This is a genomic window from Streptomyces sp. NPDC048481, from assembly GCF_043200075.1.
In the GTDB taxonomy this organism is placed as follows: domain Bacteria; phylum Actinomycetota; class Actinomycetes; order Streptomycetales; family Streptomycetaceae; genus Streptomyces.
In genome coordinates this window covers 183454-196553 of sequence record NZ_JBICXC010000007.1, presented here as the reverse complement: position 1 = coordinate 196553, position 13100 = coordinate 183454, and the positions used below count along the sequence as shown (strand labels likewise).

The following is a 13100-nucleotide window of genomic DNA, read 5'->3' as shown; positions in this document are numbered from 1 at the left end:
GGGTACTGACCCTTGGCCCTCAGATACGGGCCGCGGGCGCGGAGCGTTCAGCGGCGCGCCGAGACGTCGGGAGCGTTCCGGGAGCGGGGCGACCGCCGGTAACCCGTGCTCGGGCGCTGTGTGCGGGCCCGCACCGCGCCGGGAGCGCGGCGGCTCAGTACCGGGTGATCGCCGTCGGCCCCGCGGACGTGCCGATCGCGATGTGCGGACGCCCGTCCGGCCGCGCCCAGGCGAGGATCCGGCGCAGCGCGTCCGCGGGAGCCGACACACAACCCGCCGTCGCTCCCCGCCCGTCGACGTGCAGGAAGATCCCCGCCCCGCGACCGCGCACGGGCCTGTCGTAGTTGAACCCGATGACGAACGCGTGGGCGTACTGCGTCCGGTAGGTCACCAGATGCTCGGACTCGGCGGCACGGCAGTCCGCGGGCCGCGGTCGGACCCACCGGTTGTAGGAGCTGGACGCGTTGTCCTGACACCACCAGGAGTCCTGCCGCACGGGACGGTACGGGTACGTCGTCCCGCGCGGCGCGGACCGCAGCCCGAAGGCGAACGGGAGGCCGTACAGGCCCGTCGGCGTGGTGTTCGTGCCCTGGCGGCGGGCAGCCCCCTCGACCAGCCCGTTCGCGCCGAACCGGGCCGGGGCGGATCCGGCGCGCACCCAGCGGCCGCCCCGCAGGTCCCACCAGGCGAGCGTGCCCGAGGCCCCGTCCGCCTTCGGGGCCACGGCGGTGATCAGCTGGGTGCCCCCGCCGGTGGCCGCCATCCGCGCGGGCAGCGGCGCGCCGGCGCCGGGAGGCGGGGCGGCCGGGCCGGAGTGCGCGGCGGCGGCGCCGGGCGGGAGCAGCGACGGCCACAGGAGGACGGCGGCGATGACGGCGATGACGGCGGGGGAGCGCATGATCAGAAGCTAGGCGCGGGCTCCGGCGTCGGCAGGCGGGGTGGGCCGACCGTGGACCCCGGCGTCCGGGCGGGGGGAGGTCAGATCGGGCTCAGGGGCAGCGGCAGGCCGGGCAGGCCGTCCAGGCTCGTGGCGATGTGGTCCTTCTTCGCGAAGTAGGCGCTGAGCGAGTCGTCGTCCTCCCGCGCGAACCGCCTGCCGTGCAGCTCGCGGTCCTCGTCGTACGTCATGAACGGCACCGCGTATCCGCAGCTGTCCCGGACGAGTTCGGCGTGCACGACGATGATCGCGCGCAGCCCGTGCCGGGTCGGATCGATGTCGGGGAAGCGGGCGAGCAGCTCCCGGAAGCGGGGGTCGTCGCGGAAGACCGGCTCCCCCCGCCCGTGCACCCGCACGATGTTCGGCGGGCCCTGGAAGGCGCACCACATCAGCGTGATCCGGCCGTTCTCGCGCAGGTGCGCGACGGTCTCCGAGGTGGATCCGGCGAAGTCGAGGTAGGCCACGGTGTGCTCGTCGAGCACCGCGAACGAACCCTTGAGTCCCTTGGGGGAGAGGTTGACCGTGCCCTCGCCCGCCAGCGGCGCGGTCGCGGTGAAGAAGAGGGGCTGCTCCTCGATGAACGTCCGGAGCCTGCCGTCTATGCGCTCGTAAGTCTTTCCCATGTCTAATGATTATCCGGGAAAGCCCTTCGGGTGTCTAAGGAGATACGGGATCCGTCCTTCTGGCTCCGCGCGGCCCGGAGTGTGCGACGGGGAGGGTGCGACCGGGAGGGTGCGGACGGGCAGGCGGCCGCCCCGGCCCGGGTCCCTCCGGGCGGGGCGGCCACCGGGCCTGTCACGTCACTTGTTCAGCGTGCAGGCGGCGAGGACGTTCAGCCCCTGCGGCTTGGTCCCCTTGCGGCCGATCGAGATGGCGATGCGGTCGATGGTGGACTCGCGCTTGCCCTTCAGCGGGCCGAGGATCGCGTTCTGCACGAAGTTGGGGCCGCCCTGGCCGACCGTGTTCTTCAGCCGGGTGTTGGCCTCGTTGATCTGCGTCTGGAGCAGGGCGAGGTTGCGGTCGACCTCGGCCTTGGCGGTGGCGGGCACGGCCGGCAGCTGCGAGGCGACGTCCGGGCACGTGATCGTGCCGACCGCACCGGCGTTGCCCGCGTTCCCGGCGTTGTTGTTGCCCTTGTTGCCCTGGTTCCCGGCATTGCCGTTGTTGCCGTTGTTCCCCGCGTTGCCGTTGTTCCCGGCGTTGCCGTTGTTGCCCGTCGCGGGAGCGGCCGCGCCGCCGCCGTCGAGGGCGCACGGAGCCAGCGCGTCGAGGCCGGCCGGCTTGGCGGCGGTGCGGCCGATCGCCGTGGCGATGCGGTTGACGGTCGAGACGCGCTTGTCCTTCAGCGGGCCGAGGATCGCGTTCTGCACGAAGTTGGGGCCGCCCTGGCCCACGGTGTTCTGCAAGCGCGTGTTGGCCTCGCTGATCTGCGTCTGAAGGAGGGCGAGGTTGCGGTCGACCTCGGCCTTCGCGGAGGCGGGGACGGCCGGCAGCTTCGAGGCCACGTCCGGGCACGTGATGGTGCCGGGACCGGCGGCGAGCGTCTGGGCGTTGGTCGCGCCGCCGCCCTCGGACTCCCCGGCCAGGGCGGTGTTCACCACGACCGCACCGGTCAGAGCCACGGCGACGGCGCCGCCGATGATCGCCACGCGACGCTTGTTGTACTTGGGAAGAGCCCTGGACATGCGGTTGCCTCACTTGGGTCAGGAGTGGGTGTGTTCAACGCGGCGCCGGCGTTCAGGGGTGAGTACGGGTAAGCGGTTGCCATTGTTCAAGGCGTCTTCGAAAAGTCTTCGGGAGAGGGTGGGAGTCTCTGGGGGGCGGGGTCGGATTGACGAATCATGCATAGGTCTGCATACTCATGCATAACGTTGAGGTGCAGCGGTGAGGAGCAGCGCAAGTGAGCAGCAACAGCGGTGACGTAAGGCTCTGGGGCGGCCGTTTCGCCGACGGTCCGGCCGAGGCCCTGGCCAAGCTGTCCGCGTCCGTCCACTTCGACTGGCGGCTCGCGCCCTACGACATCGCCGGGTCCCGCGCCCACGCGCGGGTCCTGCACAAGGCGGGTCTGCTCACCGACGACGAGCTGACCCGGATGCTCGACGGACTCGACCGGCTGGAGTCGGACGTCGCCGACGGCTCCTTCGTGGGCACGATCGCCGACGAGGACGTCCACACCGCCCTGGAGCGGGGCCTTCTGGAGCGCCTCGGCCCCGACCTCGGCGGCAAGCTGCGTGCGGGCCGTTCCCGCAACGACCAGGTCGCCACCCTGTTCCGGATGTACCTGCGCGACCACGCACGGATCATCGGCGGCCTGCTCGCCGAGCTCCAGGACGCCTTCGTCGGCCTGGCGGAGGCCCACCCGGACGTCGCGATGCCCGGCCGCACCCACCTCCAGCACGCCCAGCCGGTCCTCTTCGCCCACCACGTCCTCGCCCATGTGCAGGCGCTGTCCCGGGACGCCGAGCGGCTGCGCCAGTGGGACGAGCGCACGGCCGTCTCGCCGTACGGCTCCGGCGCGCTCGCCGGCTCCTCCCTCGGCCTGGACCCGGAGGCGGTCGCCGAGGACCTCGGCTTCGAGCACGGCAGCGTCGGCAACTCCATCGACGGCACGGCCTCACGCGACTTCGTCGCCGAGTTCGCCTTCATCACCGCGATGATCGGCGTGAACCTCTCCCGGATCGCCGAGGAGGTCATCATCTGGAACACGAAGGAGTTCTCCTTCGTCACCCTGCACGACGCGTTCTCCACGGGCTCGTCGATCATGCCGCAGAAGAAGAACCCCGACATCGCGGAGCTGGCCCGGGGCAAGAGCGGCCGCCTCATCGGCAACCTCACCGGACTGATGGCCACCCTCAAGGCCCTGCCGCTGGCCTACAACCGCGACCTCCAGGAGGACAAGGAGCCGGTCTTCGACTCCTGCGACCAGCTGGAAGTCCTGCTGCCCGCCTTCACCGGCATGATCGCCACCCTCACCGTGCACCGCGAGCGCATGGAAGAACTGGCCCCGGCCGGGTTCTCCCTGGCCACCGACATCGCCGAGTGGCTGGTCAAGCAGGGTGAGCCGTTCCGCGTCGCGCACGAGGTGGCCGGCGAGTGCGTCAAGGTCGCCGAGGCCGACGGCAAGGAACTCGACGAGCTGACGGACGAGCAGTTCGCGAAGATCTCCGCCCGGCTCACCCCCGAGGTGCGCTCGGTCCTCAACGTCCCCGGCGCCCTCGCCTCCCGCGACGGCCGCGGCGGCACCGCGCCCAGCGCGGTCGCCGTCCAGCTCGCCGAGGTCAAGCGGAACGTGGCGGCCCAGCACGAGTGGGCCACGGCCAAGGCGAAGCGGTAGCCGGCGGTCCGCGCCGCCCTCCGGCCCGTCGTCCGAGGCCCATGGCCGAGGGTCGGGGGGCCGTCCAGGGCTGAGGCCGAGGCCCGGGGTCCGGGCCCGGGGTCCGGGGCCGCGGGATACGTTGGTCGGGAGCCGTACCGGAGCCGACCCCCACGGAGCCCGCGATGCCCTTCGCCCGCCTGGCCGCCGCAACGACCCCCACCTGCCACATCGGCTTCGGCCTCGCCGCCGTCGGCCGTCCCGGCTACATCACCCTCGGCCGGGACGAGGACCTCGGGGCGGACCGCAGCGCCGAGGCGTTGCGCGCCCGCACCCATGAACTCCTCGACGCGGCCTACGCCCAGGGCGTGCGCTACTTCGACGCGGCCCGCTCCTACGGCCGTTCCGAGGAGTTCCTGGCCGACTGGCTGAAGGCCCGGCCCGACGTCGCCGACGTCGTCGTCGGCAGCAAGTGGGGCTACACCTACACCGCCGGCTGGACCACGGACGCGGAGCGGCACGAGGTCAAGGACCACGGGCTCGCCACCTACGAACGGCAGCGCGCCGAGACGGCCGCACTGCTCGGCGACCGGCTCGACCTCTACCAGATCCACTCGGTGACCCCGGACAGTCCGGCCCTCACCGACAAGGAACTCCACGCGAAGCTGGCCGAGGCCGCCGCCGGGGGACTCACCGTCGGCTTCTCGACCAGCGGGCCCGAGCAGGCCGCCGCCGTCCGCGCCGCGCTGGCCGTCACGGTCGACGGCGAACCCCTCTTCCGCACCGTCCAGTCGACGTACAACGCGCTGGAGACCTCGGCCGGCCCCGCCCTCGCAGAGGCGCACGAGGCCGGCCTCACGGTGATCGTGAAGGAGGGCATGGCCAACGGCCGTCTCGCCGGTCCCCAGGCGCCGGACGTCCTGCGACAGGTCGCCGCCGAGACCTCCCTCGGGTGCGACGCCGTGGCCCTCGCCCTGGTCCTGCGCAGGCCCTGGGCCGGCGTCGTCCTCTCCGGCGCCGCGACCGCCGCCCAGCTCGCCTCCAACCTGCACGCGGCCGTCGTCGACCTGGACGACGACCAGCTGGAGCGGCTCGACGCCCTCGCCGAGGAGCCGCGCGCGTACTGGGAGCAGCGCGGCCGCCTGCCCTGGCACTGACGGAGTGGCCGCCCGCGGCGCACACCGGAACGCACTCACCCGGTATGAGGCGGATGTGCCCATGGTGAGACAAGAATGTCTCACATGGTTTATGGTTGTCTCATGGCCGTCGACCGAGACCACGTACTGCGCAGCGCAGCCGCCCTGCTGACCCGTAGATCCACCGCGACGATGGACGAGGTGGCCAAGGCGGCGGGCATCAGCCGCGCCACACTGCACCGGCACTTCGCCGGACGCGACGCGCTCGTCCGCGCCCTGGAGGCGCTCGGGATCGCCGAGTGCGAGTCCGCCCTGGACGCGGCCCGCCTCGACGACGGCCCGGCGAGCGACGCGGTGCGCAGGCTGATCGCCGGGATCGAGTCCGCCGCCGGGCTGCTCGCCTTCCTCTACACCGAGAACCAGCTGTTCGAGGGCGAGGAGCAGAACGAGGGCTGGACCCGGATCGACGACCGGATCTCCGCCCTCTTCCGGCGCGGTCAGCTCGGCGGGGAGTTCCGCATCGACCTGACGCCGGCCTGGCTCACCGAGGCCCTGTTCGGCCTGCTGGCCTCGGGCGTCTGGATGGTGCAGAGCGGCAAGGGCGCGCCGAGGGACTTCCCGGGCATGGTCGTCGAACTGCTGCTCGGCGGAGCACTCCGGCACCCCGCGCTCCCACACGACCCGACGCCCCACGAGCCGGCCCCGCACGACGACGCTCCCCGCGATCCCGCATGACGAAGAGAGGAACCATGACCAGCACCCTGCGGCCGACGGCCACGACGGAGGCGGTGAGGCGCCCGGACCGCTGGCTCGCGCTCTCCGTCCTCGTGCTCGCCGTGCTGCTGGTGGCCGTCGACGCGACCGTCCTCGGTCTCGCGACCCCCTACATCAGCGCAGATCTGGCGCCCTCCGGCACCCAGTTGCTGTGGATCGGGGACGTCTACTCGTTCGTCATCGCCGGTCTGCTCGTCTCCATGGGCAGCCTCGGCGACCGCATCGGCCGCAAGCGGATCCTGCTCGCCGGGGCCACCGCGTTCGGGCTGATATCGGTCCTCAACGCCTACGCGACGTCCCCGGAGACGATGATCGCCGCCCGGGCGCTGCTCGGCGTGGCCGGCGCGACCCTGATGCCCGCCACCCTCGCCCTGATCCGCAACCTCTTCCACGACCCGCGCGAACGCAGCCTGGCGATCGGCATCTGGGGCGCGGCCGCCTCCGCCGGCACCGCGGTCGGGCCCGTCCTGGGCGGCTTCCTGCTGGAGCACTTCTGGTGGGGCTCGGTCTTCCTCATCAACGTGCCGGTGATGGTCGTCCTCGTCCTCGTGGGCGTCCGGACGCTCCCCGAGTCCCGCACCCCGCATCCGGGCCCCTGGGACCTGCCGAGCGTCCTGCTGTCGCTGTTCGGCATGATCGGCGTCGTGTACGCCGTGAAGGAGGCCGCCACCCACGGCTTCACCTGGGCCTCGACGGGCACGGGCCTGCTGGGCGCGGCGGCGCTGTTCGGCTTCGTCCGCCGCCAGCTGACCCTTCCGACGCCGCTGCTGGACATGCGGCTGTTCCGCAACCGCGGCTTCAGCGGCGCGGTGCTGGCCGACCTGCTGACCATCCTGGGCCTGTCCGGCCTGGTGTTCTTCCTCTCCCAGTACCTGCAACTGGTCCAGGGACGCGCTCCGTTCGAGGCGGGTCTGGCCGAACTGCCCGCGGCGGTCGGCGCGGTGGCGGCCGGGCTGGCGGCGGGCCGGGTCGCGCGCCGCTTCTCGGTGCGGGGCGCGGTCAGCGGCGGCCTCGCGGCGATCGGTCTCGCCCTCGCGGCCCTGACGACGGTCGGACCCTCCACCGGCTACCCGGTGCTGGGGGCCGTCCTGCTGGTGGTCGGCGTGGGCGCCGGAATCTCCTTCACGGTGACGGCCGACGTCATCCTGGGCTCGGTGCCGAAGGACCAGGCGGGAGCGGCGTCCGCGGTGTCGGAGACGGCGTACGAACTCGGCGCGGCCCTCGGCATCGCCGTGCTCGGCTCCATCGTGACGGGCGTCTACCGCGGCTTCCCGGCCCCGGCGGGCACTCCGCAAGGGGCGCACGAGTCGCTCGGGGGCGCGGTGGAGGCGGCCGGGCACATGCCGGCGGCCGCGGCGGGCGAGATGCTCGCATCGGCCCGCGGGGCGTTCGTGGACGGCCTGAGCACGGCGTCGGGGGTGGGCGCGGCGGTCCTGCTGGCCACGGCGGCGGCGGCCTGGTTCATGCTCCGCAACGAACACCTGGCCGACCACCCCTGAAACCCGCCCCGGCCCACGCCCACCAGGGGCGCGGGAAACGGCGCGCCCGGCCACGACGCCCCTGACGGCGCGGGTGGGGCTCCCGGCGGCCCCTTAGGGGCGCGGGGAACGGCGCGCCCAGCCACGAGGCACCCGCACCCGAAGACCGCCCCTGGCGCACCCGGCGGCCCTTTAGGGGCGCGGGGAACGGCGCGACAAACCACGACGCACCCGCACCCGAAGACCCGCCCCAGCGCACCCTTAGGGGCGCGGGGAACTGCGCGACAAGCCACGAGGCACCCGCACCCGAAAACCGCCCCCGGCGCACCGGCGCCCTCACCCGAGGCACCCGCACCAAGGACAACTCCCCGAGGACGAACCCCGCCCAACCGCCGGAGGCTTACGCCGCCTTCGCCTTCGTGGCGTACATGTCCACGTACTCCTGCCCGGACAGCAGCATGACCTCGGTCATCACGGAGTCCGTCACGGCCCGCAGCACGTAGCGGTCCCGGTCCATCCCGTCGTAGCGGGAGAACTCCATCGCCTCGCCGAAGCGCACGGTGACCCGCCCCGGCCGGGGCATTCCCGCGCCGCCCGGCTGGAGCTTGTCCGTGCCGATCATCGCGAACGGGACGACCGGCGCGCCGGTCATCAGCGTCAGCCGGGCGATCCCGGTGCGGCCACGGTAGAGCCGGCCGTCGGGGGACCGGGTCCCCTCGGGGTAGATGCCGAAGACCTTCCCCTCCTCCAGCACCCGGCGGCCGGTCATCAGCGCGGCCACGCCCCCGCGGCCGCCGTCGCGGTCCACCGGGATCATGCCCACCCCGGTGAAGAACCAGGCCATGAGACGGCCCTTCAGGGTCTTGCCGGTGACGTACTCGTCCTTGCCGATGAAGTACACCTGCCGGTCGCACACGAGCGGCAGGATCATCGAGTCGATGAAGGTCAGGTGATTGCCCGCCAGGATCACGGGGCCGTCGCCGGGAATGTGCTCCGCGCCCTCGACCTGTGGGCGGAACATCAGGCGCATGACCGGTCCGAGCACTGCCTTGATGAGCGCGAAGCGGGACAACGAGCCCTCCGATGTCAAGGGAAACGGTATGAGTATGTGCAGGTGAGGACTAGGACGATACTCGCGGCCGCGGACCCGGCGCACATCGGGTCACCCAGGTCTTACGCACTGTTGACGCACGAGCACCTGGACGGCCGAGCCGCCGCCCGTCCGTCACCCGCCCGGAACGTGCGCGAGACCGCCACGCAACCGCCACGAAACCGCCGGGCGGCCGCCGGGAGAACCGGGGGGCCGGGGCCGTCCGCGCGCCTCGTCCGCCCGGGACGGACCGACCGTCGTGGTCGGCCGGCCGCCGGTCCCGCGACCGTCGCCCCCGCGCCGCTGCCGCCGTCGGCCGCCGAGATGGCCGCCGTCGCCGTCACCGGACCGCGTTCCCCGGCGTGCCGCGGCGAATCCGTCCGGCCGGGCGGAGCCGACGATCCGTCACATCGCGGTACGCCCCGCCGCGCCTCCGTCGTACGTTCGTCGTACCTCCGTCGTACTTCTGCCGTAGGGGACACCCCGCCCCGATGTACGGCACACGCCATGCGCCGTCACCCGCGTGTTGGGGGCGCGGTCTCCCGGTGGTCATGTTCACGCCCCTACGATCGGCCCGCACGGACGAGCCGACGGCAGGAGGCCTCATGGGCACGCAGGGCACGCAGGGCACGCAGGGATCGAACCGGCAGGCGGGCGGGAGCGGCACCGGACGGCGGGCGCTTCTCGGCGCGGCCGTGCTCGGCGCCGCCGGAGGCGTCCTCGGCCTGTCGGGCGCCGCCGGAGCCGCCGAAGCCGCCCCGTCGCGGTCCGGGTCCGGCCGCGGCGGCGGGCTGCGGAGCCTGCCCGTGCCGACGATCATCGGCCACCGCGGCGCCAGCGGCTACCGCCCCGAGCACACCTTCGGCTCCTACGAACTGGCGCTCGACCTGGGCGCGGACATCGTCGAGGCCGGCGACCTGGTCCCGACCAGGGACGGCCACCTCGTCTGCCGCCACGAGCCGGAGATCGGCGGCACGACGGACGTCGCCGGCCACCCCGAGTTCGCCGCCCGCAGGACGACGAAGGTGCTCGACGGCGTCCCCACCACCGGCTGGTTCACCGAGGACTTCACCCTCGCCGAGCTGAAGACTTTGCGGGCCGTCGAGCGCATCCCGGCGAACCGCCCGCACAACACGCTCTACAACGGGCGCTGGGAGATCCCCACCTTCGAGGAAGTCCTGAAGTGGCAGGACGAGCAGACCCGCAAGCGCGGCAAGCAGGTGTGGATCTACCCCGAGACCAAGCACCCCACCTACTTCCGCAAGCTCGGCCTGGGCCTGGAGGAGCGGGTCGCCAAGCTGCTGCACAAGCACGGCAAGGACAGGAGGAACTCGCCGGTCGTCCTCCAGTCCTTCGAGCCCACCAGCATCCAGCGCCTCGACAAGCTGGTGGACAACCCCCTCGCCGTGCTCCTGTCCACCGCGGACTCCCGCCCCTGGGACTTCGTCGAGACCGGCGACCCGCGCACCGTCGCCGACCTGATCACCCGGGCCGGCCTGCGCGAGATCGCGGGCTACGCCCAGGGCATCGGCCCCACCCTCGACCTGGTCATCCCGAAGGACGCGGCCGGCAACCTCACCGAGCCGACCACCCTGGTGAAGGACGCCCACGCGGTCGGCCTGGTCCTGCACCCCTACACGATGCGCAACGAGAACCCCTTCCTGCCCGCCGACTTCCGCAAGGGCACGGACGCGGACGGATACGGCGACCCCTTCGGTGCCTTCCGCACCTACTTCGCCACCGGCATCGACGGCGTCTTCACGGACAACCCGGACACCGGAGTGCTCGCCCGCGCCGACTTCGTCAACGGCTGATTCCTCGTTGGAGTGACAGTCGACCGCCCGGGCAACCGCCGGCCCGGGCGGTCGCATCGTGGCGCATATGACGCACGACCTGCTCACCGCCCTGCGCCCGCTGCTCAACGCGGAGGCCTCAGCCGAGGCCCACGCCGCCGGCGCCGAACCCGCCGACCTCGAACAGGCGGTGTGGCTGCGCCTCCTGGAGCACCTCGCCACCGACGGCCCGCCGCGCGACCCGCAGAACTGGCTGCGCCGTGCCGTGCGCGCCGAGGCCCGTCGCACGCGCCGCACCGTCCGCCGTGAACAGCCCTACGCCGCCGACCCGGCCGAGGACGCCGAACGCGGTCCCGAGCAGCTCGCCCTGACCGCCGCCCGGCACCGCGCACTGCGGGAGGCCGTGCACCGCCTGCCCGGCCGCTGCTCCCGTCTGCTCCAGGCCCTGCTGTCGCCGGACGACCTCACCTACCGCGAGATCGCGGGGAAGTTGGGTATCTCACAGGGCAGTCTCGGACCGGAACGTTCCCGATGTCTGGGATGTCTGCGGCGTTTGCTTCCGCCGGAGGTTGCGGCCCGCGAAGCGCGGGGATAGGAGTGGGGGACCACAGGCGATCAGGTGAGCGGGAGGCGTGCGCACATGGGCATGAGCGTGACCATCTCGGTGGCGGGCGAGCAGGACACCGAGCAGATCTTCAGGCTGCAGTACCTGTGCTTCCAGAGCGAAGCCGCGCTGTACGGCAACTACCGCATCGCCCCCCTCGTCCAGACCCTCGCGTCCGTGCGCGAGGAACTCGCCACCGACTGCGTCTTCGTGGCCCGGCTGGGCGACGAGGTGGTCGGCTGCGTACGCGGCAACCTCACCGAGGACGGCGCCGCCGCCATCGGAAAGCTCTGCGTCCACCCGCGTCTGCAGGGGCACGGCATCGGCGCCAGACTGCTGCGCGCCGCCGAGTCGGCCCTCGCCGAGGAGCGCGGGGCCAAGAAGTTCCGTCTCTTCACCGGCCACCGCAGCGAGGGCAACCTCCGTCTGTACCGCCGCGTCGGCTACGAGACCGTCGGCACCTCCCAGGGCGCGGACGGCGTGCCCATGATCGTCCTGGAGAAGCAGGCGGGGGAGTACGCGGCCACCGCGTAGCGCGCGGCTATCGCGCCTCGGCGTTGCGGGAGCGCCGCAGCCAGTACAGAGCCGACAGCGGCAGCAGGACCGGGATGAACACGTACTCCATCCCGTACTGCGACCACACGGTCGAGTCGGGGAACGCCGACGGCTCGGCCAGCGTCCAGGTGCCCACGATCAGCACGCCCGCGAGTTCGGCGGCGCAGCAGACCTGCGCCGCCCTGCGGGCCGTCTCCCCGCCCCGCACCAGGGTGTACGTGATGAACCCGTACACCACGCCGGCGACGGCCGACAGCACGTACGACAGCGGGGCCCGGTCGAACTCGGTCGCGATCTGGTAAGCCGACCGCGACACCGCCCCGACCACCATCACGCCGTAGAACCACACCAGCAGCAGCCCGGGGCCGCCGATCAGCCGGGCCGGCTTCTCCCGCGTCGCCGTCATCTCAGCCTCCCCAGATGTCGAAGAGCCGCACCTCGAGCACGGCGAGCACCACACCGGCCGCGGCGACCGTCACCGAACCCCAGCGGGTGCGCTCCCCCAGCGACATGAGACCGGCAGCGGGCACGCACGCGAACGCCCCCAGCAGGTACGCCATGAAGATCGTCGTGCCCTGCTCCGGCTTCTCGCCCCGCGCCAGCTGCACGATCCCGATCACCAGCTGGACCACCGCCAGGAGCGAGACCACGGCCATCCCGATGAAGTGCCAGTCCTTCGTCGGCTGGTCGCGGTAGGCGGCCCAGCCGCACCAGGCGGCGAGGAGCAACGCGGCGACGCCGGTCGCCAGCGTCAGGGCATCAAACATGCAGCGACCTTATTACGCCGTATTCCGCCTCCCGCCGTCGGCCCCGCGCCCCCGGACACGCGCCGGGAAGCCGTGCCGCGCCGGACGCCCCGCACGGCGAGCCCCGCCCCCGGCGCACGCGCTCCGGGGACGGTCCGCCCCCGGCCCGACGCCCGACGCCGCTTCCGTCCCGCGGCGGGCGGGCCGCCGGTCCGGCCAGCGTGGCGTTGGCCACAGCGGGCCTCGGGCCGCGCGCCTGCGCCGCTCCCCGCGACCCCGGGGGTGTAGCCCCCGCCCGCCCTGTCGCCGCCGGTCAAACGGCGGGGCCGCAGGGCGCCCCGCCCTCGGCTGACGTGCGCCGAAGCGGTGTCCACGGTTGTCCAGCATCCGGACACCACGGTCCCGGTCAGGACCGTACGTCTGCTTTACTGATGCTCATGACCACGACGAGCAGCCGCATCCGCGCGACCGAGGCGACCATGACGCCCGGTGCTCGTTGTCTGTGTCGAATGCGCGCCTTCTAGAGGGCCCCCGCACCACCTTCACGCTCGCGCCCCGAAGCGAGCAGCCGTGGCAGGTCCGTACGCCGCATCCCAGCCGTACGAGACCGCAGCCGCGCCCCGCGCACGCGTTCCCCCCGGATCCTCCGCCGGAGCGAGAGCCGTGCCGCGCCC

General features: G+C 72.9%; 13 protein-coding genes. 7 read left to right on the top strand and 6 right to left on the bottom strand.

Going from position 1 to position 13100, the window contains the following annotated elements:
* Nucleotides 1–154: 154 nt before the first annotated feature.
* The 3 genes from ACGFSH_RS22300 to ACGFSH_RS22290 all read right to left on the bottom strand — a co-directional run bounded on the left by ACGFSH_RS22300 (nucleotide 155) and on the right by ACGFSH_RS22290 (nucleotide 2622).
* On the bottom strand, nucleotides 155–898 hold the full coding sequence (locus tag ACGFSH_RS22300) for a L,D-transpeptidase (protein ID WP_393351214.1): 744 nt from the start codon (nucleotides 896–898) through the stop codon (nucleotides 155–157).
* Between the two features lie 80 nt (nucleotides 899–978).
* Entirely contained in the window at nucleotides 979–1560 is a 582-nt protein-coding gene (locus tag ACGFSH_RS22295; RefSeq protein ID WP_393351211.1) for a pyridoxamine 5'-phosphate oxidase family protein, read from the bottom strand.
* Between the two features lie 177 nt (nucleotides 1561–1737).
* A complete protein-coding gene (locus ACGFSH_RS22290; protein WP_393351209.1) occupies nucleotides 1738–2622 on the bottom strand; it encodes a hypothetical protein in 885 nt (294 codons plus the stop codon).
* A 215-nt stretch (nucleotides 2623–2837) separates the two neighbouring features.
* Between ACGFSH_RS22290 and argH the strand changes: the two genes are divergently transcribed.
* The 4 genes from argH to ACGFSH_RS22270 all read left to right on the top strand — a co-directional run bounded on the left by argH (nucleotide 2838) and on the right by ACGFSH_RS22270 (nucleotide 7659).
* Nucleotides 2838–4271, top strand: a complete 1434-nt coding sequence (argH, locus tag ACGFSH_RS22285; RefSeq protein WP_393351206.1) for an argininosuccinate lyase — start codon at nucleotides 2838–2840, stop codon at nucleotides 4269–4271.
* 164 nt (nucleotides 4272–4435) lie between these two features.
* Nucleotides 4436–5407: an aldo/keto reductase gene (locus tag ACGFSH_RS22280; protein ID WP_393351203.1), complete on the top strand. Its 972-nt coding sequence runs from the start codon at nucleotides 4436–4438 to the stop codon at nucleotides 5405–5407.
* Nucleotides 5408–5509: 102 nt separating this feature from the next.
* The gene (locus ACGFSH_RS22275) at nucleotides 5510–6121 is read left to right on the top strand and encodes a TetR/AcrR family transcriptional regulator (RefSeq protein ID WP_393351200.1); all 612 of its coding nucleotides are present in this window, start codon (nucleotides 5510–5512) and stop codon (nucleotides 6119–6121) included.
* A gap of 14 nt (nucleotides 6122–6135) precedes the next feature.
* The gene (locus tag ACGFSH_RS22270; RefSeq protein WP_393351197.1) at nucleotides 6136–7659 is read left to right on the top strand and encodes an MFS transporter; all 1524 of its coding nucleotides are present in this window, start codon (nucleotides 6136–6138) and stop codon (nucleotides 7657–7659) included.
* A 379-nt stretch (nucleotides 7660–8038) separates the two neighbouring features.
* Here the strand turns inward: ACGFSH_RS22270 and ACGFSH_RS22265 are convergent, their stop codons facing one another.
* A complete protein-coding gene (locus ACGFSH_RS22265; RefSeq protein WP_393351635.1) occupies nucleotides 8039–8710 on the bottom strand; it encodes a lysophospholipid acyltransferase family protein in 672 nt (223 codons plus the stop codon).
* A 623-nt stretch (nucleotides 8711–9333) separates the two neighbouring features.
* Between ACGFSH_RS22265 and ACGFSH_RS22260 the strand changes: the two genes are divergently transcribed.
* The 3 genes from ACGFSH_RS22260 (at nucleotide 9334) to ACGFSH_RS22250 (ending at nucleotide 11659) form a co-directional block, all read left to right on the top strand.
* Nucleotides 9334–10542 carry a glycerophosphodiester phosphodiesterase gene (locus ACGFSH_RS22260; protein WP_393351195.1) on the top strand — a complete coding sequence of 403 codons (1209 nt, stop codon included), beginning with the start codon at nucleotides 9334–9336 and terminating at the stop codon, nucleotides 10540–10542.
* Between the two features lie 67 nt (nucleotides 10543–10609).
* Nucleotides 10610–11116 carry an RNA polymerase sigma factor gene (locus tag ACGFSH_RS22255; protein WP_393351192.1) on the top strand — a complete coding sequence of 169 codons (507 nt, stop codon included), beginning with the start codon at nucleotides 10610–10612 and terminating at the stop codon, nucleotides 11114–11116.
* Nucleotides 11117–11161: 45 nt separating this feature from the next.
* Nucleotides 11162–11659, top strand: a complete 498-nt coding sequence (locus ACGFSH_RS22250) for a GNAT family N-acetyltransferase (RefSeq protein ID WP_393351188.1) — start codon at nucleotides 11162–11164, stop codon at nucleotides 11657–11659.
* A 7-nt stretch (nucleotides 11660–11666) separates the two neighbouring features.
* Here the strand turns inward: ACGFSH_RS22250 and ACGFSH_RS22245 are convergent, their stop codons facing one another.
* Together ACGFSH_RS22245 and ACGFSH_RS22240 are read right to left on the bottom strand one after the other, a co-directional pair.
* Complete coding sequence (locus ACGFSH_RS22245) at nucleotides 11667–12086, bottom strand: hypothetical protein (protein WP_393351185.1); 420 nt, start codon at nucleotides 12084–12086, stop codon at nucleotides 11667–11669.
* Between the two features lies 1 nt (nucleotide 12087).
* Nucleotides 12088–12447, bottom strand: coding sequence for a hypothetical protein (locus tag ACGFSH_RS22240; RefSeq protein WP_393351182.1), 360 nt, complete (start codon nucleotides 12445–12447; stop codon nucleotides 12088–12090).
* Nucleotides 12448–13100 lie beyond the last annotated feature (653 nt).

Excerpts from the sequence above, each read along its gene's own strand:
- ACGFSH_RS22275 (WP_393351200.1), top strand. The coding sequence starts at position 5,510 with ATGGCCGTCGACCGAGACCACGTACTGCGCAGCGCAGCCGCCCTGCTG.
- ACGFSH_RS22250 (WP_393351188.1), top strand. The coding sequence starts at position 11,162 with ATGGGCATGAGCGTGACCATCTCGGTGGCGGGCGAGCAGGACACCGAG.
- ACGFSH_RS22240 (WP_393351182.1), bottom strand. The coding sequence starts at position 12,447 with ATGTTTGATGCCCTGACGCTGGCGACCGGCGTCGCCGCGTTGCTCCTC.
- ACGFSH_RS22270 (WP_393351197.1), top strand. The coding sequence starts at position 6,136 with ATGACCAGCACCCTGCGGCCGACGGCCACGACGGAGGCGGTGAGGCGC.
- ACGFSH_RS22295 (WP_393351211.1), bottom strand. The coding sequence starts at position 1,560 with ATGGGAAAGACTTACGAGCGCATAGACGGCAGGCTCCGGACGTTCATC.
- ACGFSH_RS22260 (WP_393351195.1), top strand. The coding sequence starts at position 9,334 with ATGGGCACGCAGGGCACGCAGGGCACGCAGGGATCGAACCGGCAGGCG.
- ACGFSH_RS22300 (WP_393351214.1), bottom strand. The coding sequence starts at position 898 with ATGCGCTCCCCCGCCGTCATCGCCGTCATCGCCGCCGTCCTCCTGTGG.
- ACGFSH_RS22290 (WP_393351209.1), bottom strand. The coding sequence starts at position 2,622 with ATGTCCAGGGCTCTTCCCAAGTACAACAAGCGTCGCGTGGCGATCATC.
- ACGFSH_RS22255 (WP_393351192.1), top strand. The coding sequence starts at position 10,610 with ATGACGCACGACCTGCTCACCGCCCTGCGCCCGCTGCTCAACGCGGAG.
- ACGFSH_RS22280 (WP_393351203.1), top strand. The coding sequence starts at position 4,436 with ATGCCCTTCGCCCGCCTGGCCGCCGCAACGACCCCCACCTGCCACATC.
- ACGFSH_RS22245 (WP_393351185.1), bottom strand. The coding sequence starts at position 12,086 with ATGACGGCGACGCGGGAGAAGCCGGCCCGGCTGATCGGCGGCCCCGGG.